Consider the following 13,682-nt stretch of genomic DNA (forward strand, 5'->3'; position numbering starts at 1 on the left):
GATTTTCATCCCTTCCTTTCTGAACGTGTCGATTTCTGCTTCCCGGGATTCTTTTCGATGAAAAAGGACAGGCCGTCCGAAAGCTGGGTCATCCTTCCCAAAAAGAGACTGCCCCGGGCTATAAACATGGCATTGTTCATTTCCCCCCGCTTGATGGCGTCAACGGCATGCCCCAGGAAAGGGACAGCCGCCGGAATATGCCCCTGAGTAGGGGAAAAACCCGGCATGCCGTGTTTCAGCACAAATCGGTCGATATCCCCGCGCTGGATTTCATTCCTCAAGACTGCCAGGGCGCCGATCATCCGGTAGTTGGTCAGGGGCACATTGCCGCTTCCCGCGGAAACGGTCACTTCCGGATTCTGCAGTTCAACGGCATACCTGTCCACAGCGGTGATCTTCTTCCCCATCCGGTCGAGCGGCTTCAGAACCAGCGATTCCATGATGTTCTGCTGAGACGAACCGGAACCGATGTCGTGCTTGCCGATGCCATCCAGACGGACCAGGGGGCTCTCGCCGTCATCACCGGTCACGAGAAAGGCGATTCCTCCCAGGACATCTTCCAGGATGGGCATGCCTTTGGCGACGTGCCCCTTGAATTTCATCCCCAGCTTGGCCATCGATCCTCCTCCCACCACGGCGACCCGCTGAAACACACGCGCCTTGACCAGGCTGAACGCGTAAAGAAGGGCATAGAGCGGACCGACACAGAAAGCCTTGATGTCGCAGCCTGTGGCGGAAACGCATCCACACAGCTCGCCGATGGCCTTGGCCATGCCGCCTCCGCCTCGGTTATACCGGTCCCCTGCAGCCTCTTCGGAACAGTTGAGCAGAAGTTCGACGTTTTTCGCCGGAAGATCCGCCTTTTTCAGGAGATGTTTCAACGCCAGAGCCCCTGAAGCCTTGGCCATGAGATTTTCCATCAGGACCTGGGCCTTGAGGGTGTCGTCCTGATCGTGATGCCTGTGGATGCAGCCGGCAATCCTTCCGCGAAAATAGAGAGGAAGCGAGCCCTTATTTTCAATCCGCTCATGGATGTGTTCCATATCAACGCCACCGTCGATTTTTCCCAAATCCGAATCCTTCCAGAATGGGTGAGACTGAAGCGCCCCTCTAAGCAGCGGGGCGGCTTCTCTCTCAAGCCATATCAGGTCGAAGTCATCGGCGAGCTTCATCAGGCCGAGAAATTCTTCCTGCGGCATGATCTCGCCATAGACGCCATAGCGGGAGGCGTCGGAAAGAGGATGGCGGTACCAGGGCTGCTCGATGCCGTTCAGGCTATCGGGGTGGAGATTGCCGATAAAAACCTGATTAGGGGGATAGGCCACCGCGTCTTCATAAATCCGGAGATGGTTTTCAAGAACGGACAGGGCAGCGCCGGGACTGTCGGCGATTTCCCTGCTGGGTTTCGATCCGTAGCGGACAAAGCCGGGCACATGGACGAGAATATAGGAACAGGCCTGAATCACGGGATCGGGCATCGCTTTCCTCTCAAAAAACCGTCTGCTCTTCGATTTCTGTTTCCAGCGCCCGCAGGGCTTTCTCAACCAGAGCCCTCCGCAGGGCCTTTTCTTCTTCCCGGGACCTGGCGGGATCGCCCAGGGGATGGGGAATGGCAACGGCGGGAACGATCCGGTTCGCCCCCACCGTCCTGGAAATGGGTACAATCGTGCAGATATGGACGGCGGGGATTCCCGCTCTTTCGATCTCCTTGACCATCGTTGCCCCGCAACGCGTGCACGTCCCTCAGGTGGATGTAAGAAGAACGGCCCGGACGCCGTCCCGGATAAGGTCTCCAGCGATCTCACGGGCAAACTGCACCGCCCTGGCCACTGATGTGCCGTTTCCCACCGTCGCGAAATAGTAAGGATAGAGCCTGCCGATTCTCCCTTCCCGTTCGAGGTCTCTCGCCACGTCGAGAGGCAGAACCCGATTCGGGTCCGCGTTGGCATAGGTGGGATCATACCCCCCGTGGGCGGTTTCATGGGTTTCCGGTGTCAACCGCGATCGCTCACTGATATCGTATTTTCCGTATTTTGTTGCACTGGAGGATTCCAAGCGGTCCGGATTTCCTTTGGGCACAATCCCGCCGCTGGTCACCAGGGCGAGGACAGCTTCACCTGTCTTTTCCACGGGAGGCGGTGGCCTGACCCGGTCGAAAACGGGCATGGGATATTCCGTGGAAAAAGACTCCCCCTTCAATTTTTTCAGGAGCATCGACACCGCCCGCACAGCCCCGGTCTCGCCGGCAAAAAAATTCCGGCGAATCCCCCGGGAGAAATATCCCTCTGCTTCGGGAGAGCCAAGAGGCTCCCGTTTTACCAGTTTCAGGACGAGTCGGCTCATTTTGAGCGCCGCTTCCCTCATCCCCGCCGTCGTGCCCTTCGTTTCCACGATATAAACGGTTTTCCGATAAGCGTCCACGCCGGGATTTTCGGGATGCATCCCCGCCACGGCGGGAATGCCCAGCCGATCGACCACGGCCGCGCAGACCGATCCACAGGCAATTCCATATCTCCCCGCATTGAACGCCGGACCCGCAACAACGATAGCCGGGTTGAAGCCCTTGATCAGGGAAAGCACTCTCTCCGTGGCTTCATCGATGTGTTCGCCGAAATAATTGTCACCACAGACGACCGTTGCCGCGATCTCCACTTCTGCGCCGAGAAGCTCCTGAAAAAGGACGCCTGGGCCCACAGGGCCGCTTTTGACGAGCGGTTCCGTGCCGGCCTTGTCCTCTCCCCCGATCTGACCGAAAAACTGATTCAGATAGTGAACCGCTTTCCGTCTCTCCGCCATGACAGTCTCCTATTCCCCACGCGCGGACAGCGTCCCGAATCCCAGTTCGTTCGTGGCGCCGACAATAGCCTGCAGTTCGACCCGGATTCCTTCCCGGGAAAGACTTCCGCTCTTACCCCCTGCCATTTTTTCAATGACCGGAATATCGCCGATCACCTTATCCATGTTCGGGAGCAAAATCCGCTCATTCGCGTTGCCCACGCTCACCACGGCATCGGCGTGAGGGGTCGCATCGGCCAGCGACTGGGACGCGCCGTCAACTCCGGCGAACTCATCGGTGATCATGACGGTCCGTATCCCCTTTTCCTCCAGTCCGGAGCATATCATCATGGCATCGGCATCGGGATTCCCGAACCCCTCCTTGGAGAGGATCACACCCTCGGCGCCAAGCAATTCAACAAGTTTGACGGCATAGTCCGCGGAGCGCGTCTTGTCCCGGAGCGTGACGTTGCTGTTGCTGACGACGACTCCCAGAAAACGGAAATCGATGCCGTCCCGACGAAGAAGCTCGGAAATGATGGGATTGTTCTGATGATGATATGTTGTGTTCTTGTCACAGGCGGAAACGCAGTTTCCACTGACGACAGCCCCGTCCATGACTTCCGTGGGCTGAATAAGAGTGGGCAGGAGGGTTTTCACGTCGCGCCCGTAGAGGTAGGTATCATGGAGCAGGCCCTGACTCAACAGCATATAGAGATAAACCACGCCTGGCAGATCGGAGGCGCAGCCCGGCCGTTGAAACAGCCGGCGCGGTTCAAACCGGTCTATACGGTCCGGGCGGATACCGCGACCCGCCTCTCCCAGATAGACGGCGGCGCGCAAACCGGCCAGACGCAGGGCTTCCTCGTGCTGATGCGGTGAGATCCCGGCGATGACGTCGATGGACAGAACGACATTGAGAAATCGGGAAAAGGAAGAATATCGGGCTCCCGGACCGCTCATGTCGATCAGCCCCTCCTGAAAGCCCACGATCTGCCCAGCCGTGACCACGGAGCACCCCCGGAGCGCATGGGTCCGCCCGGTTCCCACGGTCTCGACACCGGAAATCAAGCCGGGGAACTCTCCTCCCTTCCCCTCGACCTTGACCCGGGGTTCAACGACATCCTTGACGGGAATGATACGCACACTCTCGTCGGGCCGGGCCAGATCCGCCCTGACGGAGGCGATGCGGTAATCGTCCCCTTTTGTTTCTTCGATAAGCTCTTCCCTTGAAATTTGAAGGACTTTGCCTTCAATGAGGGTCTTGCGCCCCCAGGCAATTTCTTCGATGGGTATGTGGCCCAGTTCGAGAAACACGATGAAATCTCCCTTTTTTCAAAAAAACGGGAAGCTTCGGAACGTCCCTCAATTCCGTGAACATCAGGTTACCCTTTCCCTCGGGTACGGCGGTAAGGAAATCGCCTCCCTGCCTTTGCTGGCGCGAGCCTTTTTCCTGTCCCCTGATTTCACGATACGGCCGGTAAGATTTAAAACCAGAATAAGGTACGGCGGCAGATGTGTCAAGATGTAAAGAATTACGAAATACAGATACATAAAAGATCTCCACCGGGAAAGGAAGGATGGTGAATGAGGTGGAAAAAAACGGGACTTTTCCCTGGCGAGGCTCCAGATATTGGCGAAAAAGAGATGTATGTGCTAAGAGGGGGCGGATAAGAGTTCGTTGGGCAATAAGCCTAAAAATTTTTTGTTCGAAACAGAAAGAAAGGATGATACGGCAGCCATGAAACACGTTTTCATTCACGGACTGGAAAGCAGCGGTCAGGGCGATAAAGGCCGCTACTTCCGGGAGCGTTATCCCGACATGATCATCGGCGATTACACAGGTTCCCTCCAGGAGAGAATGCAGACCCTGTATAAACGACTGGAGGGCGAATCTGATCTGATCCTGGTGGGATCGAGTTACGGAGGACTCATGGCCGCCATTTTCGCCTGCGAACAGGAAACAAGGGTCAGGAAGCTTGTTCTTCTGGCGCCGGCACTGAGTCTCCCCGATTTCGATCCGTATTTAGCCCGGCACCTTCCCATCCCGACAGCCGTCTTTCACGGCAGCGGCGATGAGGTTGTCCCCCCGGAACCCGTCCGGAAGATCGCCGAACAGGTTTTTCTCAACCTGGCCTATCACCGAGTCGATGACGACCATTCCCTGCATGGAACCTTTTCCACGATGGATTGGGATGCCCTTCTCGAGGTGTAGGAAAGGACCGGCATCAAAATTTCTTTTTTTTCAGGATTAAAAGCGAGCATTGCCGGCTCGGGGCAATCATCCCCAACCCGGCAATGATTCTCTTGACAGAATCAGGGAATTATTCAATAAAGCAATCCACTTCAAATTCAGGAGAGACGCGGGGACATGTATTCCAAGAAGGTTATCATCCGATATTCCGCCGGCGTGGTCGATCAGCCGATCATCTATCAACTGGTCAAGAAATATGACCTTGTATTCAATATTCTCAAGGCCAGGATCTTTCCCCGTCGGGAGGGCGTCATCGTTCTGGAACTGAGCGGAGAAAAAGAAAACTTTGATCAGGGGATAAGCTTTCTGCAGGAAAAGGGACTGCGCGTCGAGCCCCTTTCCAAAAGCGTGAGCCGGAATACGGACAAATGCGTGCACTGCGGCGCCTGTACCGCTTTCTGCCCCACCGATGCCCTGCATATGGACAGGGAAACGATGAAGGTCGTTTTTGATCCGGAATTGTGCAACGGCTGCGGGATCTGTGTCACCGCCTGCCCGGCAAGGGCCATGGAGATCAACCTGGGATTCTGAATGCGGCCCTGAAATCCCGATTCTTATTCCGATTGTTTGCCTGATTCTTTTCCCATCAGCGAATCCAGACTGTCGGAGAATTTCATCCCTTTCTGATAGACATCCTTTCCTTTCTCGTAGGTTTTTCTGCCGGTCTCTACGACCTTGACCGTTGAGGTCCTGGTCTTCCGCCAGGCTTCGTCAACGTCTTTCCACGTTCTCCCCGGCTGTTTCAGATAAAAATACCCGGCAACCCCCAGAGCCGCCAGAGAACAGAGCAGGGCCAGTTTCATCAGCCTTTTGAAGATAAAATAAGCGATCATCACGGCAACCGCAATCACCAGCATCAGAACGATGTTATGAGTTGAAAGCCAGGCAATCAAGGTATCCATGGAAGCCTCCTCGATAAATGTCGTTTTTCCTTATCCTGCTTTTCGATTAAAATCCAGTCCTCCTTTCGTCTTGACAAACCGTTTCAGGATGATAAGAGTGCCCACGAAAAGGATCTGCAAGGAGGATAAAATCCATTACCCGTTTCAAGGCACTCGTCGGACTCAGCGGAGGGATAGACAGCACCATAGCCGCTGCGGCTCTTTTAGATCGTGGTTTTACGGTGGAAGGGCTCCATATCTTCAATGGCTTTTCCGGTTCATCGGAAGCCCGCGCCCGGCATGCCGCCCACCAGCTGGGCATTCCCCTCCATGTTGCCGATGTGACCGAAACCTTCGACGAAGAAATCGTTCAGTATCTGACCCGGGAATATCTGGTGGCCAGGACCCCCAATCCCTGCGTTGTCTGCAATCGGAAAATCAAGTTCAAAACCCTGCTGTACTATGCCGACCGCCTGGCCTGCCATTTTGTGGCCACGGGGCATTACGCGCGGGTTTTTCATAACCGGCAGACAGGACGGTATGCCCTTCTGCGTGGTCTGGATCAGGCCAAAGATCAATCCTATTTTCTCTTTCTGCTGGGACAGGAACAACTGAGCCGAATTCTTTTCCCTCTGGGAGAACTGACCAAGAAGGAGGTCAGGTCTGTGGCGCTGACCATGGGAGTGGAAGCCGTCAGAGAGAAGGAAAGTCAGGAAATCTGCTTCATTCCCGATGATGATTATAAGACCTTTATCGAAAGGCATATGGGCTCCTCCCCTGCAATCCCCGGCGACATCGTGGACCGGAGCGGCCGGCTCCTGGGCAGCCACAACGGGATTCACAGCTTTACGATCGGACAGAGGAAAGGGCTGCACATCGCCGCGCCCCGCCCGTACTATGTTCTGGCCATAGACCGGGAAAAGAACCGGGTCGTCGTCGGCCATGAGGAAGAACAAGGTTTTTCAGGTCTGATCGTTTCCGGCGTATCCTGGATTGATGGAGAAAGTCCCCGGGAAGAAGTTTTTGAAACTCTTGTTCGGATCCGATACCGCCATCGCGGCGTTTCTTCGGTCGTTTGCCCCCTTTCCGCCGGGGATGAAATCTGCCCGGCAACCGGTCGGCCGGCCGATCATGAAGAAGCCGGAGACAAGCTGATAATCCGCTTTCAGGAACCTCAGCGGGCTGTCGCACCGGGCCAGGCCGCCGTATTCTATTCCGATGACCGGGTTATTGGAGGAGGATGGATTGAACAGGGAATCCCTCTCGATTAAGGCAGCGATCGCCACACTGGGATGCAAAGTCAACCAGTATGAATCGGAGGGTCTCGGGGAGGCCCTCACCAGAAGGGGCTACACGATGGTTCCCTTCTCCTCGGTAGCGGACTGCTACATCATCAACACGTGCACCGTTACGGCCAGGACCAATTATCAGTCCCGGCAGATTATCCGAAAGGCGATTCGGAATAACCCGGAAGCCGTCATTGTTGTAACGGGGTGCTACGCCCAGACCGCCCCCGCGGAAATCGCCGGAATTCCTGGAGTCACCCTCATTGCCGGACACGCGGAAAAAGATCAGATTCCCGATCTGATTGCCCGCCTGCTGAAAGAACGGCTGGAAATCCGGGTTGGAGACATCGGGCAGACCCGGCAATTCTCTTCCCTGGCGGCGACCCGTTTTAAGGACCATACCCGGGCCTTTCTGAAAATTCAGGACGGCTGCAATGCCTGGTGCAGCTACTGCATCATCCCATCCGCCCGGGGAAGAAGCCGGAGCCTCGCGGAAGGCAGCGTCCTGGAGCAGCTCGCCCACATGGGCCGGACCGGCTACCGGGAGGTCGTTCTTACGGGAATTCACCTCGGCGCCTATGGACAGGATTTTTCTCCGCAGTCCTCCCTCGTCGATCTCCTGAGAAAAGTGGAGGAACAGCATCCTGTGGAGCGGCTCCGCCTGAGCTCCATCGAGCCAACGGAGATTTCAGACGACTTCATCGCCCTGCTGCGGCAATCCGCTCTGCTCTGTCCGCACCTGCACATCCCGCTCCAGAGTGGCGATGACTCCATTCTGACTCGCATGAAGCGGCATTACACAACCTCTTTCTTCAAGGACCTGCTTGAAAAGCTTTGCCGGGCGATCCCGGATCTGGCGATCGGCATCGACGTGATTGCCGGTTTTCCCGGAGAAGGCGAGGCTGCTTTTGAGCGCACGGTCGAGCTCATCGAGTCCCTTCCCGTGGCCTATCTTCATGTCTTTCCCTATTCAGTGCGTCCAGGCACCCCGGCCGCCGCCATGCCGGACCAGGTCTCCCCGGACGAGAAGAAAAAGCGTGCGGAAATTCTTCGAACGCTGGGAACCCGCAAAAGGGAAGCCTTCGCCCGACGGTTTCACGGCCGCAGCCTGCGTGTTCTTGTGGAGGAGCGCAGAGAGCGGAGCAGTGGCCTGAGAAAAGGATTTTCCGGCAATTACCTACCCATTCTCATGACCAATGCCGACGCCTCGCAGGTCAATCAACTGGTGCAGGTCCAGATTGAAAACATCGATGGCACAAGAATTTCTGGAAGGATCATGACCCCATGACGGAAGAACGACAAACGGCCCTGAAGAAACTGGAATCACATCTTTCCTGTGCGTTCCGCGACATCACTCTGCTTGATAACGCCCTGGTCCATCGCTCCTATGTCAATGAGAATCCATCCTTGTCCTTCGCGGACAATGAAAGGCTGGAATTCCTGGGAGACGCTGTTCTCGAACTGTGCATCAGCGACCTGCTCATGAAGGCTTTTCCGGATTATTCTGAAGGGCAGTTGTCCAAGCTGAGGGCCTCTGTCGTCAACGAACAGCCTCTAGCCGAACTGGCCAAAAAATGCCGAATCGGCAGTTTTATTCTCCTGGGAAAAGGGGAAGAAAGTTCCGGCGGCCGTTCCAAACCATCGATCCTTGCCAATACGATGGAAGCCATCACGGCCGCGGTGTTCCTGGACGGTGGGTTTGACCGGGCCTACGAATTCGTCCGTCGCCTTTTCACCCCCCTCATCGAGGAAGGAAACCGCAGCGCCACCTATAAGGATTACAAAACGACCCTCCAGGAGCTCAGCCAGAACCGTTTCAGGGAAATTCCCCGATACAGGCTGATCGGCGAATACGGCCCCGACCATGACAAACTCTTCGAAAGCGGCCTTTCCATTCCCGGGATCATCGAAACAACCGGAAAAGGAAAGAGCAAAAAAGAAGCGGAACAGCACGCGGCACACAAAGCGCTGGACGAACTGCTGAAGAATACCCATGAAGGAGAGTGAATTTTCCGTGGCATCCCCCCTGATTATCCCCGTTTTTCTGCCCTGGCAGGGCTGTCGGCAACGCTGCATCTTCTGCAACGAAAGCATTACCACGGGAACATTCCCGGCTGCGTTCAGCGAGGCTGCTTTCGAAAAAACCGTGACACTTTATTCGGAAAATCAGAAACGGGGGAAAAGCCCGGTTCAGATCGCATTTTACGGCGGGACCTTTACCGGCATGGACCGGAAGGAACAGACCAGGCTCCTGCAGTTGGCCGAGCCATACATCAGAGAAGGACGAGTCGACAGCCTCCGGATTTCCACAAGGCCGGATGAGATTGACGAAGACCTTCTGGATTTCCTGCGGCGCCACGGGGTCAGGACTGTGGAACTGGGTGCTCAGTCGCTTGTGGAGGAAGTCCTGCGGCATTCCCGGCGGGGCCATACCGTGGGAGATGTGTTCTCCGCGGTGGAACGGCTGCGGAGAAAAGGTTTTGAAGTCGGGATCCATCTGATGATGGGACTTCCCGGCGACAGTCCACAATTTTTTGCCGCCACCATCGACCGGACTCTCGATCTTCAGCCCGACACGGTCAGGCTTCACCCGACCCTGGTCTTCCGGAACACGGTCCTCGCGACCCTTTACGCCAGGGGACAATATTCCCCCCTCTCGCTGAATGAAGCCGTGGGACTGTCACGGTACGCCCTGCTCCGTCTGGAAAAGGGGGGAATCCCCGTCATCAGACTCGGCCTTCAGAGCACCCCGGAAATGGAACTGCCGGGAAATATCGTCGCCGGCCCTTATCATCCGGCCTTCCGCTCACTGGTCAACGCCGCCATCTTTCGGGACATGGCCACAACCCTGCTCTCCGAAGCAAGGTCTGAAGGGCGGGCGGTTTCTTTTTTCCTGTCACCGCGGGATGTGTCGGACTTCCGTGGGCATAAAGGGGAAAACCTCTCCTTACTTGCAGAACGCTTCCGCCCCCTGAAGATCGAGGTCACCAACGATCCGGATTATACACGGGGATGGCTGACACTACGGATCGGAGACCGCAGCATCTCCATGCATCGCACCGGTCTCCGCCCCATCCTTTCATGAATGGTCCGGCCGTTTCTGGTAAACCTGCGAGTGGGCACGGTGGCGCTCCCAATTGTCCAGATACTGACTGGCGATCCCCGGCTCCCGGATAATAAGCAGGTTTTCCGCGTTTTTTTCCTCTGCCGCCCTGGTGAAATTGAAACTCCCGGTGATGACCGTTTCCTGATCGATAATCATAATCTTGTTGTGCGCGATGGAATGCTGATCGTCGATAAATGTCGGGATGCCTCTGTTGACGGTAAAATCGGCGGCGCCGTATTTCGGGGACACGTTGGATTTGTCCAGGATGACGTCCACCTTCACGCCGCGTCTGTGCGCGTTCAGCAACGCTCCGGCAATCGGCCGGGACGTAAAGGAATAGGCCTGCACCTTGATCTCTCTGGATGCCCGATCCAGCTCCTGAACGATCGCCTCGGTGCCCCCCCCGCCGGGACTGAAGTAAACGCGGATCGCGGCTTTGTCAACACTCTGTTCCGCTTCCGGCTGACCGCAGGCGGCGATTCCGATCAGAATGGCTGCAATCAGAAAAAGCCCCGCTGAAATTCTCCAACCTCTGAACATCAATAAATCCTCCAGATGAAAAACGGGCTGATTCCCCTTCCATGTCACCAGGACGCGATCATCGTCGGATCCGCAGCCGGCATCTCGGCCGTCGCTCCGGGCAGGCCTGCGTTGTCTCTGTCTTTCCGCCTCGATATCGCCTCTGATCCGGAACTGGAATTCCATGCCCTATACATATGACAACGGCCTTCTACATCCGCCGGATTTTTTCGTCAAGTCCGGGAAAATTTTTTAATTTTGCCTGCCCGGATTATCGCGCGATCCTGTATGGCCATCGTATTGTTCCGGTTGCAGCTCCGGTGAAATCCATGTTATGGACAGAAAAAGTTCAGGAGGTTGCTCCATCATGTTCAAGTCCGGTTTCATCGGAATCATCGGCAGACCCAATGTAGGAAAATCAACACTTCTCAACGGTATTCTGGGCGAGAAACTGGCCATCATCACCCACAAGCCCCAAACCACACGGAATCGGATCATGGGGATAAGAAACGCGGACAACGCCCAGTTTATCTTTGTGGATACCCCGGGGATTCATTCGGCCAGCACTCCCCTGAACCGGCTCATGGTCCGCACGGCCACGGAAACCTTCACCGATTCCGATATCCTTCTTCTCGTTGTGGAAGCGGGACAGGCGGTCCACCCGGAAGACCTTCCCATTATCGAGTCCCTGAAAGAGAGCGGGACCATCTCCTTTCTGATTCTCAACAAAATCGATCTGATCCGGAAGGAGCAGCTTCTGCCGCTGATGGACGCCTACCGCAATCTGCATTCCTTTGCCGAACTGATCCCGATTTCCGCTTTGACGGGAGAGGGAATTCCCCTTCTTCTGGATGAACTCTGGAAATACCTGCCTGAAGGCCCCCAATATTTTCCCGACGACATGATGACCGATCAGAGCGAACGATTTCTTGCCGCGGAGATCATCCGGGAAAAGATTCTCCTGCTCACCCACAAGGAAATCCCCTATTCTTCCGCCGTCGTCGTCGATGCCTTCAAGGAGGATGAAGCCAGAAATCTCATCCGAATTTCGGCCACGATCAACGTGGAAAAGGAATCACAAAAGGGAATCATCATCGGCAAAAAGGGAACCATGCTGAAAGAGATCGGTACAAGGGCACGGGTGGATATGGAAAAGTTCTTCGCGACCCGGATTTTCCTGGAATTGTTTGTGCGGGTCAGAAAAGACTGGACAAAGGATCCCAGAATGCTGCGGGAATTCGGGTATAACGAGTAGGCATGATTTCACGGGAAAACTTTTTCCTTGAAATGGATAAAAAGTTGTGACAGACAGCCGCTTACTCAAAGAGTCCGGAAACGCAGATCAATATCAAAATTTGCATTTTTTCTTCCCGTCCGTTTCGTTCAGCAAGAAGCCCTGTTTCACGGGACATTCCCCTTCCACCCTTAACAGGAACTGCTGGATGAATCGTTCATAAGGAGTATTTTTTGGAAAGAAACACGATAGTTGCCATTGTTGGACGACCCAACGTGGGCAAATCAACATTGTTCAACCGACTGTCACAGAAAAGCAAGGCAATCGTCATTGACGTGCCGGGAGCCACGCGGGACCGGAATTATGCGGACTGCACCTGGCATGGACGACGATACACCCTCATCGACACGGGAGGATTTGAACCGGCATCCACGGAAACCATTCTCATTCAGATGAGGGAACAGACTCATCTGGCCATTGAAGAAGCCGACATCATCATCTTCCTGATGGATGGACGGGACGGTCTGACCCCTGCCGATATTGAAATCGTGCAATTGTTGCGCGAAGGAGGGAAAAAGGTTTTTTATGCCGTCAACAAGGTGGACGGTCCCCGGCATGAGGGCCTCCTGCCGGAATTCTACCGTCTTGGAGTCTCCCGTATCCATGACATCTCAGCCCAGCATGGCCTGGGCATCGATGAACTGATGGAGGACCTGTCGGCCTGTCTCCCTGAGGAAGCAGCGTCTGCCGGCGAAGAAGGAGAAGAGGAGGACCGGATCCGGATCGCCCTGATCGGCAAGCCCAATGTGGGCAAGTCATCACTGCTCAATAAAATCCTGGGCTACGAACGGACCATCGCCAATCCCACGCCGGGCACCACGCGGGATGCCATCGACACCCCCTTTGAATTCGACGGTCACAGGTATCTGCTGATCGACACAGCCGGCATCCGCAAAAAGAGCCGGATCAGCCTGAGTCTCGAAAAATACAGCGTCATTCAGGCACTGAAGACCCTGGACCGATGTGATATCGCCCTGCTGCTCATCGACGCGGAAGAGGGAATCACCGATCAGGACACCAAAATCGCCGGGCTGGCCTTTGAAAAGGGCAGAGCCGTCATTATCGTGGTGAACAAATGGGACCTCGTCGCCAAGGACAACAGCACGGTGGGACGTTACGTGCGGGACATTAAGGATCGGCTGAAATTCATGGATTTTTCCCCCATCATCTTTGTCTCCGCCCTGTCCGGTCAGCGGGTGACGCGGATTTTCGCTCTGGTGCAGGAGGTTTATCGTCAGTACACGACCCGGATCAGCACGGGGGAGCTGAACCGGAAAGTGATGGAGATTGTGTCCAAAAATCCGCCGCCCCAGTATCAGCAAAAGGCGCATCCCTTCAATTATGTTACCCAGGTGTCCATCAAGCCTCCCACCTTTGCCTTTTTTGTCGGCAAGCCTGCTGAAATCCATTTTTCCTACGAACGTTACCTGATTAACTCCCTGAGGGAAGCCTTAGGTTTCACTACGGTTCCCATAAGGCTCGTCTTCCGGAGAAAGCATCGTAATATCGGTTCATGATTACCGTTCCGGATCAGGAATGATCTCAAGACGCCCGGCCTGTTTTCATC

General features: G+C 55.4%; 13 protein-coding genes. 8 read left to right on the forward strand and 5 right to left on the reverse strand.

Annotated features, from left to right (window positions below; translation table 11 throughout):
• Nucleotides 1-5 precede the first annotated feature (5 nt).
• The 3 genes from grdC to SYN_RS10905 are packed head-to-tail and all read right to left on the reverse strand — an operon-like array spanning nt 6 to nt 4,092.
• Complete coding sequence (gene grdC, locus SYN_RS10890) at nt 6-1,544, reverse strand: glycine/sarcosine/betaine reductase complex component C subunit beta (protein ID WP_202943558.1); 1,539 nt, start codon at nt 1,542-1,544, stop codon at nt 6-8.
• On the reverse strand, nt 1,489-2,796 hold the full coding sequence (gene grdB, locus SYN_RS10900) for a glycine reductase complex selenoprotein B (RefSeq protein ID WP_083756489.1): 1,308 nt from the start codon (nt 2,794-2,796) through the stop codon (nt 1,489-1,491). Before grdB ends, grdC begins: the two co-directional genes overlap by 56 nt.
• 9 nt (nt 2,797-2,805) lie before the next feature.
• Nucleotides 2,806-4,092 carry a glycine/sarcosine/betaine reductase component B subunit gene (locus SYN_RS10905; RefSeq protein WP_011418188.1) on the reverse strand — a complete coding sequence of 429 codons (1,287 nt, stop codon included), beginning with the start codon at nt 4,090-4,092 and terminating at the stop codon, nt 2,806-2,808.
• Between the two features lie 424 nt (nt 4,093-4,516).
• On the opposite strand from SYN_RS10905, the gene SYN_RS10915 reads away from it, so the two are divergent.
• On the forward strand, nt 4,517-4,990 hold the full coding sequence (locus SYN_RS10915; protein ID WP_041585660.1) for an alpha/beta fold hydrolase: 474 nt from the start codon (nt 4,517-4,519) through the stop codon (nt 4,988-4,990).
• Between the two features lie 156 nt (nt 4,991-5,146).
• Nucleotides 5,147-5,560, forward strand: coding sequence for a 4Fe-4S binding protein (locus tag SYN_RS10920; RefSeq protein WP_011418191.1), 414 nt, complete (start codon nt 5,147-5,149; stop codon nt 5,558-5,560).
• Between the two features lie 23 nt (nt 5,561-5,583).
• Here the strand turns inward: SYN_RS10920 and SYN_RS10925 are convergent, their stop codons facing one another.
• Nucleotides 5,584-5,931: a hypothetical protein gene (locus SYN_RS10925; protein ID WP_011418192.1), complete on the reverse strand. Its 348-nt coding sequence runs from the start codon at nt 5,929-5,931 to the stop codon at nt 5,584-5,586.
• Nucleotides 5,932-6,065: 134 nt separating this feature from the next.
• Here SYN_RS10925 and mnmA point away from each other — a divergent pair, with 134 nt between their 5' ends.
• Genes mnmA through SYN_RS10945 form a run of 4 tightly spaced genes read left to right on the forward strand, consistent with a single transcriptional unit; the run spans nt 6,066 to nt 10,281 of the window.
• Nucleotides 6,066-7,181, forward strand: coding sequence for a tRNA 2-thiouridine(34) synthase MnmA (gene mnmA / locus SYN_RS10930; RefSeq protein ID WP_258165181.1), 1,116 nt, complete (start codon nt 6,066-6,068; stop codon nt 7,179-7,181).
• Nucleotides 7,156-8,484, forward strand: a complete 1,329-nt coding sequence (gene mtaB, locus SYN_RS10935; RefSeq protein WP_202943559.1) for a tRNA (N(6)-L-threonylcarbamoyladenosine(37)-C(2))-methylthiotransferase MtaB — start codon at nt 7,156-7,158, stop codon at nt 8,482-8,484. The genes mnmA and mtaB overlap by 26 nt, the downstream gene beginning before the upstream one ends.
• On the forward strand, nt 8,481-9,203 hold the full coding sequence (rnc, locus tag SYN_RS10940; protein WP_011418195.1) for a ribonuclease III: 723 nt from the start codon (nt 8,481-8,483) through the stop codon (nt 9,201-9,203). The genes mtaB and rnc overlap by 4 nt, the downstream gene beginning before the upstream one ends.
• A complete protein-coding gene (locus tag SYN_RS10945; protein ID WP_011418196.1) occupies nt 9,190-10,281 on the forward strand; it encodes an elongator complex protein 3 in 1,092 nt (363 codons plus the stop codon). Before rnc ends, SYN_RS10945 begins: the two co-directional genes overlap by 14 nt.
• Here the strand turns inward: SYN_RS10945 and SYN_RS10950 are convergent.
• Nucleotides 10,276-11,007: a phospholipase D family protein gene (locus SYN_RS10950; protein ID WP_011418197.1), complete on the reverse strand. Its 732-nt coding sequence runs from the start codon at nt 11,005-11,007 to the stop codon at nt 10,276-10,278. The genes SYN_RS10945 and SYN_RS10950 overlap by 6 nt on opposite strands.
• Before the next feature lie 181 nt (nt 11,008-11,188).
• Between SYN_RS10950 and era the strand changes: the two genes are divergently transcribed.
• Together era and der are read left to right on the forward strand one after the other, a co-directional pair.
• Nucleotides 11,189-12,076, forward strand: coding sequence for a GTPase Era (era, locus tag SYN_RS10955; RefSeq protein WP_041585026.1), 888 nt, complete (start codon nt 11,189-11,191; stop codon nt 12,074-12,076).
• A gap of 212 nt (nt 12,077-12,288) precedes the next feature.
• A complete protein-coding gene (gene der / locus SYN_RS10960; RefSeq protein ID WP_011418201.1) occupies nt 12,289-13,632 on the forward strand; it encodes a ribosome biogenesis GTPase Der in 1,344 nt (447 codons plus the stop codon).
• Nucleotides 13,633-13,682: the final 50 nt, after the last annotated feature.

This window comes from Syntrophus aciditrophicus SB (assembly GCF_000013405.1).
Classification (GTDB): domain Bacteria; phylum Desulfobacterota; class Syntrophia; order Syntrophales; family Syntrophaceae; genus Syntrophus; species Syntrophus aciditrophicus.

Coding starts and splice junctions, on each gene's coding strand:
- SYN_RS10920 (WP_011418191.1), top strand. CDS start 5,147: ATGTATTCCAAGAAGGTTATCATCCGATATTCCGCCGGCGTGGTCGAT.
- SYN_RS10950 (WP_011418197.1), bottom strand. CDS start 11,007: ATGGAATTCCAGTTCCGGATCAGAGGCGATATCGAGGCGGAAAGACAG.
- SYN_RS10945 (WP_011418196.1), top strand. CDS start 9,190: ATGAAGGAGAGTGAATTTTCCGTGGCATCCCCCCTGATTATCCCCGTT.
- era (WP_041585026.1), top strand. CDS start 11,189: ATGTTCAAGTCCGGTTTCATCGGAATCATCGGCAGACCCAATGTAGGA.
- SYN_RS10915 (WP_041585660.1), top strand. CDS start 4,517: ATGAAACACGTTTTCATTCACGGACTGGAAAGCAGCGGTCAGGGCGAT.
- SYN_RS10925 (WP_011418192.1), bottom strand. CDS start 5,931: ATGGATACCTTGATTGCCTGGCTTTCAACTCATAACATCGTTCTGATG.
- rnc (WP_011418195.1), top strand. CDS start 8,481: ATGACGGAAGAACGACAAACGGCCCTGAAGAAACTGGAATCACATCTT.